At 62.0% G+C, this 14,408-nt stretch carries 11 protein-coding genes; 8 read left to right on the forward strand and 3 right to left on the reverse strand.

From position 1 onward, the window contains the following. Window positions 1-78 precede the first annotated feature (78 nt). From AAEZ09_RS06915 to AAEZ09_RS06945, 7 genes are all read left to right on the forward strand, one after another. The gene (locus AAEZ09_RS06915; RefSeq protein ID WP_350598783.1) at window positions 79-2,346 is read left to right on the forward strand and encodes a heavy metal translocating P-type ATPase; all 2,268 of its coding nucleotides are present in this window, start codon (window positions 79-81) and stop codon (window positions 2,344-2,346) included. Between the two features lie 16 nt (window positions 2,347-2,362). Continuing rightward, window positions 2,363-3,226, forward strand: a complete 864-nt coding sequence (locus tag AAEZ09_RS06920; protein ID WP_045059784.1) for a LysR family transcriptional regulator — start codon at window positions 2,363-2,365, stop codon at window positions 3,224-3,226. Between the two features lie 119 nt (window positions 3,227-3,345). Then, on the forward strand, window positions 3,346-4,422 hold the full coding sequence (locus tag AAEZ09_RS06925; protein WP_045059785.1) for a putative 2-aminoethylphosphonate ABC transporter ATP-binding protein: 1,077 nt from the start codon (window positions 3,346-3,348) through the stop codon (window positions 4,420-4,422). Continuing rightward, window positions 4,422-6,146, forward strand: a complete 1,725-nt coding sequence (locus AAEZ09_RS06930; protein WP_350598786.1) for a putative 2-aminoethylphosphonate ABC transporter permease subunit — start codon at window positions 4,422-4,424, stop codon at window positions 6,144-6,146. Before AAEZ09_RS06925 ends, AAEZ09_RS06930 begins: the two co-directional genes overlap by 1 nt. 27 nt (window positions 6,147-6,173) lie before the next feature. After that, window positions 6,174-7,199 carry a putative 2-aminoethylphosphonate ABC transporter substrate-binding protein gene (locus AAEZ09_RS06935; RefSeq protein WP_045059787.1) on the forward strand — a complete coding sequence of 342 codons (1,026 nt, stop codon included), beginning with the start codon at window positions 6,174-6,176 and terminating at the stop codon, window positions 7,197-7,199. A 256-nt stretch (window positions 7,200-7,455) separates the two neighbouring features. Next, window positions 7,456-8,586: a TIGR03364 family FAD-dependent oxidoreductase gene (locus AAEZ09_RS06940; protein ID WP_205892038.1), complete on the forward strand. Its 1,131-nt coding sequence runs from the start codon at window positions 7,456-7,458 to the stop codon at window positions 8,584-8,586. A 2-nt stretch (window positions 8,587-8,588) separates the two neighbouring features. After that, window positions 8,589-9,149: a phosphonate degradation HD-domain oxygenase gene (locus AAEZ09_RS06945; protein ID WP_350598788.1), complete on the forward strand. Its 561-nt coding sequence runs from the start codon at window positions 8,589-8,591 to the stop codon at window positions 9,147-9,149. A gap of 153 nt (window positions 9,150-9,302) precedes the next feature. Here the strand turns inward: AAEZ09_RS06945 and AAEZ09_RS06950 are convergent, their stop codons facing one another. Continuing rightward, complete coding sequence (locus AAEZ09_RS06950) at window positions 9,303-10,679, reverse strand: GTPase/DUF3482 domain-containing protein (protein WP_350598790.1); 1,377 nt, start codon at window positions 10,677-10,679, stop codon at window positions 9,303-9,305. Continuing rightward, window positions 10,672-12,042, reverse strand: a complete 1,371-nt coding sequence (locus tag AAEZ09_RS06955; RefSeq protein WP_350598792.1) for a DUF2868 domain-containing protein — start codon at window positions 12,040-12,042, stop codon at window positions 10,672-10,674. Before AAEZ09_RS06955 ends, AAEZ09_RS06950 begins: the two co-directional genes overlap by 8 nt. A 99-nt stretch (window positions 12,043-12,141) precedes the next feature. Here AAEZ09_RS06955 and AAEZ09_RS06960 point away from each other — a divergent pair, with 99 nt between their 5' ends. Next, window positions 12,142-12,654, forward strand: coding sequence for a dihydrofolate reductase (locus tag AAEZ09_RS06960; RefSeq protein WP_350598794.1), 513 nt, complete (start codon window positions 12,142-12,144; stop codon window positions 12,652-12,654). Between the two features lie 122 nt (window positions 12,655-12,776). Here AAEZ09_RS06960 and AAEZ09_RS06965 read toward each other — a convergent pair whose 3' ends face one another. After that, the gene (locus tag AAEZ09_RS06965) at window positions 12,777-14,168 is read right to left on the reverse strand and encodes an L-cystine transporter (protein WP_350598796.1); all 1,392 of its coding nucleotides are present in this window, start codon (window positions 14,166-14,168) and stop codon (window positions 12,777-12,779) included. Window positions 14,169-14,408 lie beyond the last annotated feature (240 nt).

Raw genomic sequence — 14,408 nt, forward strand, 5'->3', positions numbered from 1 at the left:
ATCTCCAAATGGGTGCTTGACCCTATAGTGGCTACAGGGTCTTTACTTGGCAACAGGCACCTACATGGACGCAAACCAATGAGCGACTCCCAGCACATCCACAAACCCGGCGCGGATCACGATCATGATCACGCCCCCAAGCTTCAGCCTGTACAACAGCATGACCATGGCAGCCATGGCGACTCGTGCTGTGCTTCCAAAGCCGCTGCGCCGTCGCTGATCAAGCTGAGCGAAACGCCGACCGACGGCGCGCGCCTGAGCAGTTTCCGCATCGATGCCATGGACTGCCCGACCGAGCAGACGCTGATCCAGAACAAGCTCGGTAAACTGGCAGGTGTGCAGCAACTGGAATTCAACCTGATCAATCGGGTCCTGGGCGTGACCCATGACCTGCCCAGTACGGCGCCGATCATCGAGGCGATCAAGTCGCTGGGCATGGTGGCCGAGCCGATGGAGCAGGGCGCCGAAACGCCTGCGCCGATTCCCGAGAAAAAGCATTGGTGGCCTCTGGCGCTGTCGGGTGTGGGTGCACTGACTGCAGAAGTGATCCACTTCACCAACGCCGCGCCGGACTGGGTGGTGGCGATCATCGCGCTGGTTTCGATCCTCAGTGGTGGCCTCACTACGTACAAAAAAGGCTGGATTGCGCTCAAGAACCTCAACCTGAACATCAACGCGTTGATGAGCATCGCGGTCACCGGCGCGGTCCTGATTGGCCAATGGCCGGAAGCGGCGATGGTGATGTTCCTGTTCACTGTGGCCGAGTTGATCGAAGCCAAGTCGCTGGATCGAGCGCGCAACGCCATTGGCGGCCTGATGCAGATGACCCCGGAACAGGCCACGGTGCAGCAAGCCGACGGCCGCTGGGTTGAGCAAGACGTCAAAACCATCGAGCTCGGCGCGCGAGTGCGGGTGCGTCCCGGCGAGCGGATTGGTCTGGACGGCGAAGTCGTGTCGGGCAGTTCCACCATCGATCAGGCGCCGATCACGGGCGAAAGCCTGCCGATCGAGAAGACCGTGGGTGATAAGGTGTTCGCCGGGACCATCAACCAGGCAGGGTCCCTGGAATATGCCGTCACTGCTGCGGCCAATAACTCTACGCTGGCGCGGATCATCCACGCCGTGGAACAGGCGCAGGGCGCACGGGCGCCGACCCAGCGTTTCGTCGATCAGTTCTCCAAAATCTATACCCCGGCAGTGTTCCTGCTGGCCTTGGCCGTTGCCGTGATTGCGCCGCTATTCATGGGCGGCGCCTGGTTCGACTGGATCTACCGGGCGTTGGTCTTGCTGGTGGTCGCTTGCCCATGCGCGTTGGTGATTTCCACCCCGGTGACCATCGTCAGCGGCCTCGCGGCGGCGGCGCGCAAAGGCATCCTGGTGAAGGGCGGGGTTTATCTGGAGGGCGGCTACAAGCTCGATTACCTGGCGTTGGACAAGACCGGCACCATCACCCATGGCAAACCGGTGCAGACCGATTATTTGTCGCTTGACCCAACCGCTGACGCAACCGCCCCAGCGATTGCGGCGGCGCTGGCCGGTCGCTCGGATCACCCGGTGTCGTTGGCCATCGCCAATGCGGCTGTGGATAAACAATCCGCGCCGCTGGTTGTGGATAACTTTGAAGCGCTGGCTGGTCGCGGTGTGCGCGGTGAAATCAACGGTCAGGTCTACCATTTGGGCAACCATCGGCTGGTGGAAGAGCTGAATCTTTGCTCGCCGGAACTGGAAGAGAAGCTGTTTGCACTGGAAAAACAGGGTAAATCGGTGGTCTTGTTGCTCGACAAGTCCGGCCCGCTGGCGCTATTCGCCGTGGCCGATACGGTCAAGGAGTCCAGCCGCGAGGCGATCCGGCAACTGCACGAACTGGGCATCAAAACCCTGATGCTTACCGGCGACAACGTCCACACCGCTCAGGCGATTGCCGCGCAAGTGGGTATCGACGAAGCCAAGGGCGACCTGCTGCCAACCGACAAGCTGCAAGCCATCGAAGCACTTTATGCACAGGGCCATCACGTCGGCATGGTCGGCGATGGCATCAACGATGCGCCGGCACTGGCTCGGGCAGAGATCGGTTTCGCAATGGCGGCTGCTGGTACCGATACCGCCATCGAGACCGCCGATGTCGCCCTGATGGACGACGATCTGCGCAAGATCCCCGCGTTTATCCGCCTGTCGCGGCAAACGTCGAGCATCCTCAAGCAGAACATTGCCCTTGCATTGGTAATCAAGGCGATCTTTCTTGGGGTAACCTTCGCCGGGGTCGCCACCATGTGGATGGCGGTGTTCGCCGACATGGGCGTGAGCCTGTTGGTGGTGTTCAATGGTTTGCGTTTGTTGCGCAAGTAAGCGATGAGGATCGGGTGTGCTGAGTGCGGAGCTGAAGGCGTTTTATATGGTGGCCCGCCTGGGCAGCATCACCCAGGCGGCGAAAAAGCTCGGGCTGAGCCAGCCTACGGTGACCACCCAGATTCGCAATCTGGAAAGCCAGTACTCGGTTGAACTGTTCTATCGCGGTGGCCGCCGCCTCACTGTCAGCGATGAAGGGGCGCGGCTGCTGCCCATGGTCAAGGCATTGATGCAGCAGGAGGCGGACATCGAGTTCTTCCTGCGCAACAGTGGTCAGGTTCAAGGCACTTTGCGCATCGCGGCTACTGCGCCTTATTACATTCTCGACCTGGTGAAGACCTTTCGCGAGCGCCTGCCCCAGGTGGAAGTGTCGGTGGAAATCGGCAACTCGCAGCAGGTGCTGGAGGCGCTGGAGGAGTACCGCGTCGACGTCGCTGCTTCCTCGCAGTTGCTGGATGATGCGCGATTGATCCGTCGAGTGCTGGGTACCGATCCACTGGTACTGGCGGTGCATCGCAATCATCCGCTGGCGGTGCATGATCATGTGCCGCTCAGCGCGTTGGCCGGGCATACCCTGTTGATGCGCGAATCCGGCTCCACCACCCGGCGCCTGACTGAAGAGCTGCTGGCCAGTGCCGGCGTGGGTTTCGGACCGCTGCTGGAAATTGGCAGTCGGGAGTCGATCCGCGAGGCAGTGCTGCGCAATATCGGTATCAGCATCATTGCCCGCCAGGAAGTGCCGCATGATCCGCAACTGCGGGTGTTGACCATCGAGAATGCGCCGCAGATCCCTGAATACCTGTACTGCCTCAAGGAGCGCAAGGGCGCGCGGTTGCCGGCGGCGTTTCTCGGGTTGGCGCAAGAGATGGCGCCGGCCTGAGATCTTTTGACTTCAACCCAAATCCCTGAATACCACTATCAGCCGTTTTTGCCTCACTGCCACATCACGTACGCATTACATCCCTAGGATGGCTCTCATCTGCTTTATGAGGTCTGTCCATGAACCACTCGATCGCAACTGCCCTGACCAACCCCGGCGCCCCGATGAAAGTGCGCGGCGTGCAGAAACGCTTTGGCGCGTTCACTGCGCTGGATAACGTTTCCCTCGACGTGGCAGCCGGCGAGCTGGTTTGCCTGCTCGGTCCGTCGGGCTGCGGCAAGACTACTTTGCTACGCTGCATCGCCGGCCTGGAGAAACAGGACAGCGGCGAGCTGTACCTGGGCGATCGCGACGTTTCCCACCTGGCGCCCCAGGCCAGGGACTACGGCATTCTGTTCCAGTCCTACGCCTTGTTCCCCAATCTCACCGTCGAGGCAAACATCGCCTATGGCCTAGCCGGCAGTGGTCGCGATGAAGTGCGTAAGCGTGTGGGGCAGATGCTGGAGTTGGTGGGCCTGATCGGCAGTGAAAAAAAGTACCCCGGGCAACTGTCCGGCGGCCAGCAGCAACGCGTCGCCCTGGCGCGGGCATTGGCGCCGGCACCGTCGCTGTTGCTGCTCGATGAGCCGATGTCGGCCCTCGACGCCCGGGTTCGCGAGCATCTGTGCACCGAGCTGCGCCAGCTGCAGCGCAACCTGGGCATTACCACCCTGATGGTCACGCACAACCAGGACGAGGCCATGCTGATGGCCGACCGCATCGCCGTGATGAACAACGGCAAGGTCGAGCAGTACGCTACCGCGCAGGAAATCTACGACCGTCCGGCGACTCCCTTTGTCGCCGAGTTCGTCGGCCAAGGCAACTGGCTGCCGTTCAGCCGCAGCAATGGCAGCCATGCCCAGGTGGGCGGGATGAACATGCGCCTGGCGGAGGGGGGCGCGAAAACCGCATCGGGGCGCTTGTTCTGCCGACCTGAAGCCATCTGCGTCAACCCGACGGTGCATGAGGAAAACCTGTTCCCGGCCAAGGTTCGCGAGATCACTTTCCTCGGCAACCGCTGCCGCATGAGTTTCGAACTCGACCAATTGCCTGGCCATGCGCTGCTCGCCGAGCTGGCGCCTGAAGCCATGCCGCGTCTTGGCGCGCAGCAGATCATGGTGGCTTTGCCACCGCGCAGCCTGCAGGTATTCGCCTGATGAGCGCGAACATCGCCCTGCCGATGCCGCACAAGCAGGTGCGGCAGACTTCCCGGGCCGAGATCGGCGATCGGCTGTTCGTGGTCGGCGGCAAAATGGTTTTGCTGGTATTGCTCGGCGTCGCGGTATTGCTGCCGTTGCTGGCGATCTTCTGGCGCGGGTTCAGCGCCGAGGCCGGGCAGGGCGGTGGCCTGGTCGCCGCCCGGGAGTTGGTAACCAGTGCGAACTTCCACTGGCTGTTGGGCAACAGCCTGAAAGTTTCCCTCAGCGTAGCGGCTATTGTCGTCCCGCTGGCCTACCTCTTTGCCTACGCGCTGCAACGAACGCTGATTCCAGGCAAAGGCGTCTGGCGCGGTATTTCCCTGTTGCCGCTGATGGCGCCCTCAATGCTGCCGGGAATCGCCCTGGTCTATCTGTTCGGCAACCAGGGCATGTTGCGCGGCCTGCTCTCGGACAACATCTACGGTTTCTGGGGCATTGTTCTGGGCGAGGTTATCTACACCTTCCCGCATGCCTTGATGATCCTGCTGTCAGCGCTGTCATTGGCAGATGCGCGCCTGTTCGACGCGGCTTCCAGCATGGGCGCCAGTCCGGCGAAAGCTTTTCGCAGCATCACCTGGCCGGCGACGCGTCAGGCCGTGTTCGCGGCGTTCTGCCTGGTGTTCACCCTGACCATTACCGACTTTGGCGTGCCCGTGGTGGTCGGCGGCGATTATCAAGTGCTGGCACTGGAAGCTTATAAGGCGGTGGTCGGCCAGCAACAGTTCGGCCGTGGCGCTCTGATCGGCATGGTCCTGCTGCTGCCGGCACTGCTCAGCTTCGGTGTCGACGCCTGGTTGCGTCGCCGTCACGGCGACTCCATGAGCGGTAGGGCGCAAGTGTTCAAACCGCTGCCATCGCCCCTGCGAGACAGGTGTTACCTGGCGATCGTGATGCTGATCTGCGCGGTGCTGTTGCTGGTATTTGGCATGGCGGTGTTCTCGTCGCTGGTGAAATTCTGGCCGTACAACCTGTCGCTGTCGCTCAATCACTACCAGTTCAACGACACGGCAGGTGGTGGCTGGCTGGCCTACGGCAACAGCGTGAAGATGGCCGTGTGCACAGCGCTGATCGGCAGCGTGCTGATCTTCACCGGCGCCTACCTGATGGAAAAAACCAAGGGCCAGCGCGGCCTGAACCTGACCTTGCGCATGCTCAGCTTTGTGCCGATGGCGGTGCCCGGCCTGGTGCTCGGCCTGGGTTATGTCTTCTTCTTCAATCTCACTGGCAACCCGCTGCATGTGCTGTACGGGTCCATGACGCTGCTGGTGGTGTGCACGATTGCTCATTATTTGACCACCGCCCAGATGACCGCCACCACAGCGCTGCGCCAACTCGATGGCGAGTTCGAAGCCGCTGCGTTGTCGCTCAAGGCACCGCTGTATCGGCACTACCTGCGTGTCACCGTGCCGATCTGCCTGCCCGCGCTGCTGGACATCGTGCGCTACCTGTTCGTCTCGGCGATGACCACCGTCTCGGCCGCGATCTTCCTGTACAGCCCCGACACCATCCTCGCGGCGGTGGCGGTGCTGAACATGGATGACGCCGGCAACGTTGGCGGTGCGGCCGCGATGTCGACCCTGATTCTGTTCACCTCGGCGGGCGTGTCCCTGCTGCTGGCCTGGGCCTCGCGCGGTTTGCTGCGTCGCTCCCAGGCCTGGCGGCAGACCGTGCCCGGAAAATAGATCTGTCCCCATAAAAGGAGCTGCATCATGTTCAAGCCTATGGCCCTGGCCGCTGCTGTCCTCACCGCTTTCAGCCTGAACGCCTTTGCGGCGAAAACCGAGTTGACGGTGTACACCGCGCTCGAAGCGGAACAGCTCAAGACTTACAAAGAGGCATTTGAGAAAGCCAACCCGGACATCGGGATCAAGTGGGTTCGCGACTCTACAGGCATCATCACTGCCAAGCTGCTGGCTGAGAAAGCCCGCCCGCAGGCTGATGCCGTGTGGGGCCTGGCGGCATCGAGCCTGGCGATTCTGGACCAGCAAGGCATGCTGCAGAGCTATGCACCCAAGGACCTGGACAAGATCGGTGGCAACTACCGTGACGCCGCCAATCCACCCGCCTGGGTCGGCATGGATGTCTGGGCCGCGACCATCTGCTTCAACACCGTCGAGGCCGAGAAACAGGGGCTGACCAAGCCGGTAAGCTGGCAGGACCTGACCAAGCCTGAGTACAAAGGCAAAATCGTGATGCCTAACCCGGCGTCGTCCGGCACTGGTTTCCTCGACGTCAGCGCCTGGCTGCAAACCTTCGGCGAGAAGCAGGGCTGGCAGTACATGGACGACCTGCACCAGAACATCGGGCAATACGTCCACTCCGGCTCCAAGCCCTGCAAGCTCGCCGCCTCCGGCGAATTCCCGATCGGCATTTCCTTTGAATACCCGGCCGTTCAACTCAAGCGCCAGGGCGCTCCGCTCGACATCATCCTGCCGAAGGAAGGCCTTGGCTGGGAGATCGAAGCCACCGCGCTGATCAAGGGCTCGCAGCACGAAGAAGCGGCGAAGAAGCTGGCTGATTTCTCTGCCAGTCCGGCGGCGATGGAGCTGTATAAAGAGAACTTTGCGGTGCTGGCTCAGCCGGGAATCGCCAAGCCACAGACCGAGCTGCCGGCGGATTACGAGCAGCGCTTGATCAAGAACGACTTTGCCTGGGCGTCGAAGAATCGCGACGAAATCCTGACCGAGTGGCGCAAGCGCTATGACGGCAAGTCCGAGAAAGTGGCTGCCAAGTAGGATCTTTATCGGCTGACAGGGCCACTTCGCGGGCAAGCCCGCTCCCACAGGTTTCGAGGTGTTCGCGAATTTGGCGTTCACTACAAACCCTGTGGGAGCTGCAGTGAACACAGATGCTGTGAACTCCACAGAGCCTGTGGGGCCTGGCAAGCCAGCTCCAATAGGGATTTGTAGTGAACACAGATGTTGTGAACACCAATGAACCTGTGGGAGCGGGTTTGCCCGCGAAGGCGGCTTCGAATTCAGGACAAAACCCATGACACAACACAGCGACATACTGATCGTCGGCGCCGGCATCCTGGGTCTGTCCCATGCCTACGCCGCCGCCAGGCGCGGGCTCAAGGTCAGCGTTTTCGAACGCAGCGAAACACCCCTGGGCGCCTCGGTGCGCAACTTCGGCCAGGCCCTGGTCACCGGCCAGCCACCCGGCCCGATGCTCGAACTGGCCAAGGCCAGCCGTGATATCTGGGGCCAATGGGCGCAACTTGCCGGGCTGCAGCTCAAGCGCAATGGCTCGTACCTGTTCGCCCGCACGGAAGCCGAAGAGGATTTGCTCGAAGCCTTTTGTGCCGGCCGCGCGGTGGAACACGATTACCGCGTCGACCTGCTGCGCGGCTCAGCGCTACGCGATTTGTATGGCGGTCAATTCCGCCATCACCGGGCCGCGCTGCATGGCCTGGAGGATCAGCAACTGTATTCCCGGGAAGCGATCCCGGCATTGATCGACTACCTGCGCCGCGAGCTGGGCGTCGAGTTTCATTTTTCGACGCTGGTGCGCGACATTGAACCGGGCCGCGTGCACAGCACTGCGGGGGTATTCAGTGCCGGGCAGATCATCGTTTGCTCCGGTCATGATTATCAGACCCTGCTGGCCGGCCCCATCGCCGAGCTCAACCCGCAAGTCTGTCGCCTGCAAATGCTGCGGGCGCGGCCGCAGGTCAACCTCAACCTGCAACATGCGCTGCTCACCGGCCTGAGCTGCGTGCACTACGGTGCTTTTGCCGATCTGCCCGAAGCTGCGGCAGTGCAGGCGCAGATTGTGCGAGAAACACCCTACTTGCACGAAAACGGCATTCACCTGCTGATTAGCCCGACGCCTTACGGCGAATTGATCATTGGCGACTCGCACCATTACGGCAACGATGCCTCACCCTTCAATGCCGAGCAGGTGGATGACTACATGATCGAACTGGCCGAGCAGACGCTTGGCTGCAAGATCAAAGTGGTGGAGCGCTGGCAGGGCGTCTACGGTTCACGGGGGCCGGCGCCCTTTTCGTTCCTGCGTCCTGCCGGCGGGTTGAGTGCAGCGCTGATGCACAGCGGGGTCGGCATGAGCGTCGGGCCGGCCATGGCTGAGCGCAACGTGGCGATCTTGCTGGGGGAATAATCATGGAGCGCAATGAGCAAGTGATTGGCGAGGTTTTCGCCCTGTACGAGCGTTACGGCGCCAGCGACTACATCGGCGAGCCGGTGTCGCAGATCGAGCATATGTCACAGGCCGCCGAACTGGCCATGGCCGAAGGTTTTGACGATGAGGTGGTGCTGGCGGCGTTCTTCCACGACATCGGGCATATCTGCGCTGCCGATGACGCCAGGAACATGGGCGGATTTGGCGTGGTCAGCCATGAGCAGTTGGGTGCCGATTATCTGCGGCGCGCAGGTTTCAGCGAGCGCCTGGCGCGGCTGGTCGAGTATCACGTTCAGGCCAAGCGTTATCTGACCCTCAGGGAGCCTGGGTACTACGAGCGATTGAGTGAAGCCAGTCGCCGGACCCTGGTGCATCAGGGTGGGGTGATGTCCATTGAGGAAGCTGAGGCATTCGAGCGTGATCCCTTGTGCGCCGTGAGCCTGCGCATGCGGCAGTGGGATGAGTTAGCCAAGGAGATGGATGTTCCGGTGATTGATCTGGCGGTGTTGAAGGCCAAGGCGTTGCGGCTATTGGTGATCTAGGGCAGACGGACCGCGTTGCTTTCTTCGTCGAACCGCCGCCCTGAGCAAGCCCGCTCCCACCTGGTTCAGGGTTGGTCACATAGTGTGTGTCCAACACCGATCCACTGTGGGAGCGGGCTTGCTCGCGAAAGGGGCTGTACAGTAACCAGAGGTCTAAAGCTGCTGCGCCAGCACCTCTATCTGCTCCTGCCGCTCCGCCTGATTCAACTTCGCATGGGGGTTGAGCGACGACCACTGGGGATAGGCCCGGGCCTTGTTCAGTGCTTCCGGCAACTTGCCTTCGCGCCAGGTCTTGTCCTGTGGCATGGCGACCTGGATGCTCTCCAGCGCTGCATGCCCGCGGGCATTCAGGGCCAGCAGCAGTTGGCGCTGGCGTAATGCCAACAGCCGCAGCACGCTGTCGTCGACAGTCAGTTCTCGCTGGCCCTTGATCTTGCCCAGCAGGCGGTTGCCGTAGCTGCGCGCGGTTTGCAGGGCGCCGCCGGCAATGGCGCCGGCCAGTGCCGCGGCGCCCAGCGTCAGACCACCGACCAGCAAATCCACACCGGCACCGGCGGCTGCGCCGGCGGCGATGCCACCGCCGACCCGAACGCCCAGTTGCTTGAGGGTCTCGGGATTGAACAGGTCATCGCCCCAGCGGCCATCAAGCAACGGCAAGTCGCTGGCGGCGGCATCTTGCGGGCGGAAAGCGTAGAGTTTGAGCAAGGCTTCGACGCACCGCTGTTCCCGCTGGCGCACGGCCTTGCGCAGTTCGCTGATCGCCTGCTGTTCCTGCTCGGCCTCGGCGGCGACGCTGCGTCGACACGCGGCGCAGTCGATCAACAATTCGGCTATCAACCGCGCGGCGCTCTGCTGGCGGGCCAGGCGCTGGGCTTGCTGATCGGCGATCAGGCGTTCCAGCTGCGGCCGGGCGTTCTCCAGCAGCAGTGCCAGGCTTTCATACAGTCGACGTTCGCCATCTTCCGGCGGGGCGACGCTGTCGAAGCGTACCAGGGCATGCAGACCCAGCCGCGCCAATGCTTCGCGCCAATCCGGTTCACGATGGTTGGCGCTGCTGACGAAGTTCAGCACCGGCAGCAGGGGTTTGCCGCAACTGGCCAGCACTTCGAGCTCGTCGCGGTATTTGGATAACACCGGTTCGCGGGCATCGATGACATAAAGGCCGGCATCACAGGTGAGCAACTGGCGCAGTACCTTGGCTTCCTGCTCGAAACGCTGCCGGGCCTCGCTGCCCTCAAGGAATCGGGCCAGGCGTGCCGGGCCGTCGAGGCGCTCGCCGGGGCGCTCCAGGCGCTCGAGATAATCGAGCAGGGCGATGGCATCTTCCAGGCCCGGAGTGTCGAACAGGTCAAGCAACGGCTCGCCGTCCACCGACAGGCGCGCACCTTCGACATGGCGGGTGGTGCTGGGCCGATGAGACACTTCGCCGAATCCGACATCCCGGGTCAGGGTTCGCAGCAACGAGGTTTTGCCGACGTTGGTGTGACCCACCACCGCGAGTTTCAGCGGGTTTTTTCGCGAATCAGTCATGACCGTTCTCCAGCCAGTTCAATGGCGCGCTGTCGGCGAACGGCAGTTCCAGCTGTTGCAGCGCCACATGCCAATCGCCCAGGCGCTCGGCATCCAGGGCCTCGTCGGGTGGGGCCTGCAGCAGCCAGACACGTGTGGCGCTGGCGTTGCGAGCCAGTTCGGCGATGAGCGCCAGGCTGCCGCGATCCGGCGAGCGGCGTGGATCGCAGGCGATGGCCAGGCGCGCGGGGGGAAACCGACTGAGCTGTTCGAGCAGTTTGTGGCGCGATTCACGACTGTCGAGAATCCCCGCGTTGCTGACATTCTTCGGCAACTGCGGAGGCCACGGGCGTTGATCGTCCAGCTCGATAGCGACCAGTAGCGCGCCCTCACTTTGCAAGTCGCTGGTGCTGCTTTGCACCCGATGCAACCGCTCGGGCGCAGCATCGCTGATGCCCAGTCGTTCGCTGCTGGGCATCAGCCTTTCGCGAAGTTGCGCATAGCCGGCCAGGTTGAGGTCCAAGTGCAATTTTGCCTGGCCGGTTTTCCAGCGCCATAGGCAGAACAACGTCAGGAGCAGGCGCGGAACGACCCCGTAGACCACCAGCACGCCCACCAACCAGGTGGCCCAGGCTTGCCGGGCGCTTTCGATGTTCAGCGCCGCATCGCCACTGGCGCGGATCATCTCGACCGTCGGTATGTTGAAGCCAAGCAAGGCGGGCAGGGCACCCAGGGTTTGAGTCATGGCGACGAAGGTGTCGGCGCCAAGCAGGGTGGTCTCCCAGACGAAGCCGTAACGCCGGGTGGCCATCAGGGTCAGCAGCATCACCAGTGCGCTAAGCATCGCCAGCAACCAGAGGCCGTTGACCAGCAAGCCGATCGCCCAGCGATTGAGCTTGTGTCGTTGCAGCAACAGCAGCAGCGCGGGCGGCAGTTGCGCGGCCTTGGCGTCCCGGGCGAGTTTTTCGCTGAGCCACAGCCACAAACGACCGAGACTGGCGCCGTGTTCGCCGGCGAACATCAGGCCCAGGGCCCAGCTCAGCAGCAAAATCAGATTGAGCCCGAGCAGGCTGCCCAAGGCCCAGAACACATTGACCGGCATCTGCCCGTCGCTCAGCGCGGCAAACGCCAGGCCGGCGCCGCTGATCACTGCCAGTGCCGCCAGGACAATCAGCGCCAGTCGCGCACCTTGCAGCCAATGGCTGAGGGCGCTGCTCAGCCCGTCACGTTCCGCCAGCCACAGGGCCCGGCGTTGAATCCGTGTCGGCAGGTCGCCGCCTTCGCTGCGGGCTATTCGATTGGCTTCAAGATCGTCCAGGGCCCCGGCATGTTCTTCGCGCAGGCGGATGGTTTCAGTCAGCCAGAGGTTAGTCAGTTCAGTCACGCGGCATCCCGTCGCTTAATTGAGCCGTGAGCATAACCGCTGCAGCGCTTGTCGGGGGCCTGCGTTGCGAGAAGTTGAGGCTCTGGTATCCTCGCCGACATGACTAAATCACTCCCCCTCAGCCTGATCGCAGCCCTCGGTGAAAACCGTGTGATCGGCATCGACAACAGCATGCCCTGGCACTTGCCGGGGGACTTCAAGTACTTCAAGGCCACCACCCTGGGCAAGCCGATCATCATGGGTCGCAAGACCTGGGATTCCCTGGGTCGCCCGCTGCCGGGACGATTGAATATCGTCGTCAGTCGCCAGGCCGGTCTGCAGCTGGACGGCGCCGAGGTTTATCCGTCGCTGGAGTCCGCAGTGGTTCGGGCGCAGGAATGGGCGAACCAGCAAGGCGTCGATGAGGTGATGTTGATTGGCGGGGCGCAGCTGTATGCCCAAGGCATGGCGCAGGCGGATCGCCTGTACCTGACCCGTGTGGCGCTGAGCCCCGAGGGGGATGCCTGGTTTCCGGAGTTTGATTTGATGCAGTGGACATTGGTGTCCAACACCTTGAATCCAGCTGAAGGCGACAAACCAGCGTACAACTTTGAAGTTTGGGAAAAGGCCTAAAAACATCGCCAGCAGGCTGGCTCCCACAGTGGGTTTGAGGTGAAACACAGATTGTGTGAACACCCAAAATCCCTGTGGGAGCCAGCCTGCTGGCGATGAGGCCAGATCAGACGCTAAAGAACTTAAGCGTGCGCCAACTCCGCATGCTCATCCGCGTCCAGCAACTGCTTATCCGTCTGCTGCATGATCTGGCTGGTCACCGCACCAGCTGCAATCGAACCGCTCACGTTCAACGCGGTGCGGCCCATGTCGATCAGCGGCTCAACCGAAATCAGCAAAGCCACCAGTGACACTGGCAAGCCCATTGCCGGCAACACGATCAGCGCGGCAAAGGTCGCGCCACCGCCGACGCCGGCCACCCCAGCCGAACTCAAGGTAACAATCGCCACCAACGTCGCGATCCATAGCGGGTCCAGCGGGTTGATGCCCACGGTCGGTGCAACCATCACCGCCAGCATTGCCGGGTACAGGCCGGCACAGCCATTCTGGCCGATGGTCGCGCCAAACGAGGCGGCGAAGCTGGCGATGGACTGTGGGATACCCAGGCGGCTGGTCTGGGCTTCGATGCTCAGCGGAATGGTCGCGGCGCTCGAGCGGCTTGTGAAGGCAAACGTCAGCACCGGCCAGATCTTGCGGAAGAAACGCAGCGGGTTGATCCCGGCCGCCGACACCAGCACGCCATGCACCACAAACATCAAGCCCAGGCCGATGTAGGACACCACCACAAAACTGCCCAGCTTGATGATGTCTTGCAGGTTGGAACCGGCGACCACCTTGGTCATCAGGGCCAACACGCCGTAGGGGGTCAACTTCATGACCAGACGCACCAGGCGCATTACCCAGGCTTGCAGGGTGTCGATAGCGTTGATCACTTTCTGACCTTTCTCGACGTCATCCTTGAGCAGTTGCAAGGCCGCAACCCCTAGGAAGGCCGCGAAGATCACCACGCTGATGATCGACGTCGGCTTGGCGCGCGCGAGGTCAGCGAACGGGTTTTGCGGGATGAACGACAGCAGCAACTGCGGCACATTCAGGTCGGCGACCTTACCGGCGTAGTCGGTCTGGATGGTCTGCAGGCGGGCCATTTCCTGGGTGCCTGCGACCAGGCCCTCAGCGGTCAGGCCGAACAGGTTGGTGAGGCCGATACCGACAAGCGCGGCGATGGCCGTGGTGAACAGCAGCGTACCAATGGTCAGGAAGCTTATTTTGCCCAGTGACGAGGCGTTATGCAGCCGCGCCACTGCGCTGAGGATGGAGGCGAACACCAGCGGGATCACGATCATCTGCAGCAGTTGTACGTAACCGTTACCCACCAGGTCGAACCAGCCGATCGACGCCTTCAGCACCGGGTTGCCCGCGCCATAAATGGTGTGCAGAGCTACGCCAAACGCCACGCCCAGTACCAGCGCAAGCAGGACCTTTTTCGCCAGGCTCCAGTTGGAGTGGCGGGTTTGTGCCAAGCCGAACAGCAAGGCCAGGAACACCAGCAGATTGAGGATCAGCGGCAGATTCATGAAAACTCCGAGAAAGACTTGTGCCCGCTGCCTTGCGGGGCAGCTGCGAACCGGCAAGCCTAACAGCTTGAAAACTAATGAATTAATATCAAAAACGCATGATAACTGTCGTTTTCGGAATAAGCGCATGTCGCTTCCGGGAATGCAGTTGGCGCAATGGAGACGTGAACGGTCGCAGGCGGGCGGGGAATGTCACACTTATTTGATAGCGTCGAGCTCTTTGAATCAGGGAGAACTACG

Origin of the sequence: Pseudomonas sp. 65/3-MNA-CIBAN-0223 (assembly GCF_040310425.1) — a bacterium.
GTDB lineage: Bacteria > Pseudomonadota > Gammaproteobacteria > Pseudomonadales > Pseudomonadaceae > Aquipseudomonas > Aquipseudomonas gregormendelii.

What these genes read in the sequence shown, in the direction of transcription:
- AAEZ09_RS06915 (WP_350598783.1), top strand. Translation starts at nt 79, where the DNA reads ATGAGCGACTCCCAGCACATCCACAAACCCGGCGCGGATCACGATCAT.
- AAEZ09_RS06925 (WP_045059785.1), top strand. Translation starts at nt 3,346, where the DNA reads ATGAACCACTCGATCGCAACTGCCCTGACCAACCCCGGCGCCCCGATG.
- AAEZ09_RS06930 (WP_350598786.1), top strand. Translation starts at nt 4,422, where the DNA reads ATGAGCGCGAACATCGCCCTGCCGATGCCGCACAAGCAGGTGCGGCAG.
- AAEZ09_RS06935 (WP_045059787.1), top strand. Translation starts at nt 6,174, where the DNA reads ATGTTCAAGCCTATGGCCCTGGCCGCTGCTGTCCTCACCGCTTTCAGC.
- AAEZ09_RS06940 (WP_205892038.1), top strand. Translation starts at nt 7,456, where the DNA reads ATGACACAACACAGCGACATACTGATCGTCGGCGCCGGCATCCTGGGT.
- AAEZ09_RS06945 (WP_350598788.1), top strand. Translation starts at nt 8,589, where the DNA reads ATGGAGCGCAATGAGCAAGTGATTGGCGAGGTTTTCGCCCTGTACGAG.
- AAEZ09_RS06950 (WP_350598790.1), bottom strand. Translation starts at nt 10,679, where the DNA reads ATGACTGATTCGCGAAAAAACCCGCTGAAACTCGCGGTGGTGGGTCAC.
- AAEZ09_RS06960 (WP_350598794.1), top strand. Translation starts at nt 12,142, where the DNA reads ATGACTAAATCACTCCCCCTCAGCCTGATCGCAGCCCTCGGTGAAAAC.
- AAEZ09_RS06965 (WP_350598796.1), bottom strand. Translation starts at nt 14,168, where the DNA reads ATGAATCTGCCGCTGATCCTCAATCTGCTGGTGTTCCTGGCCTTGCTG.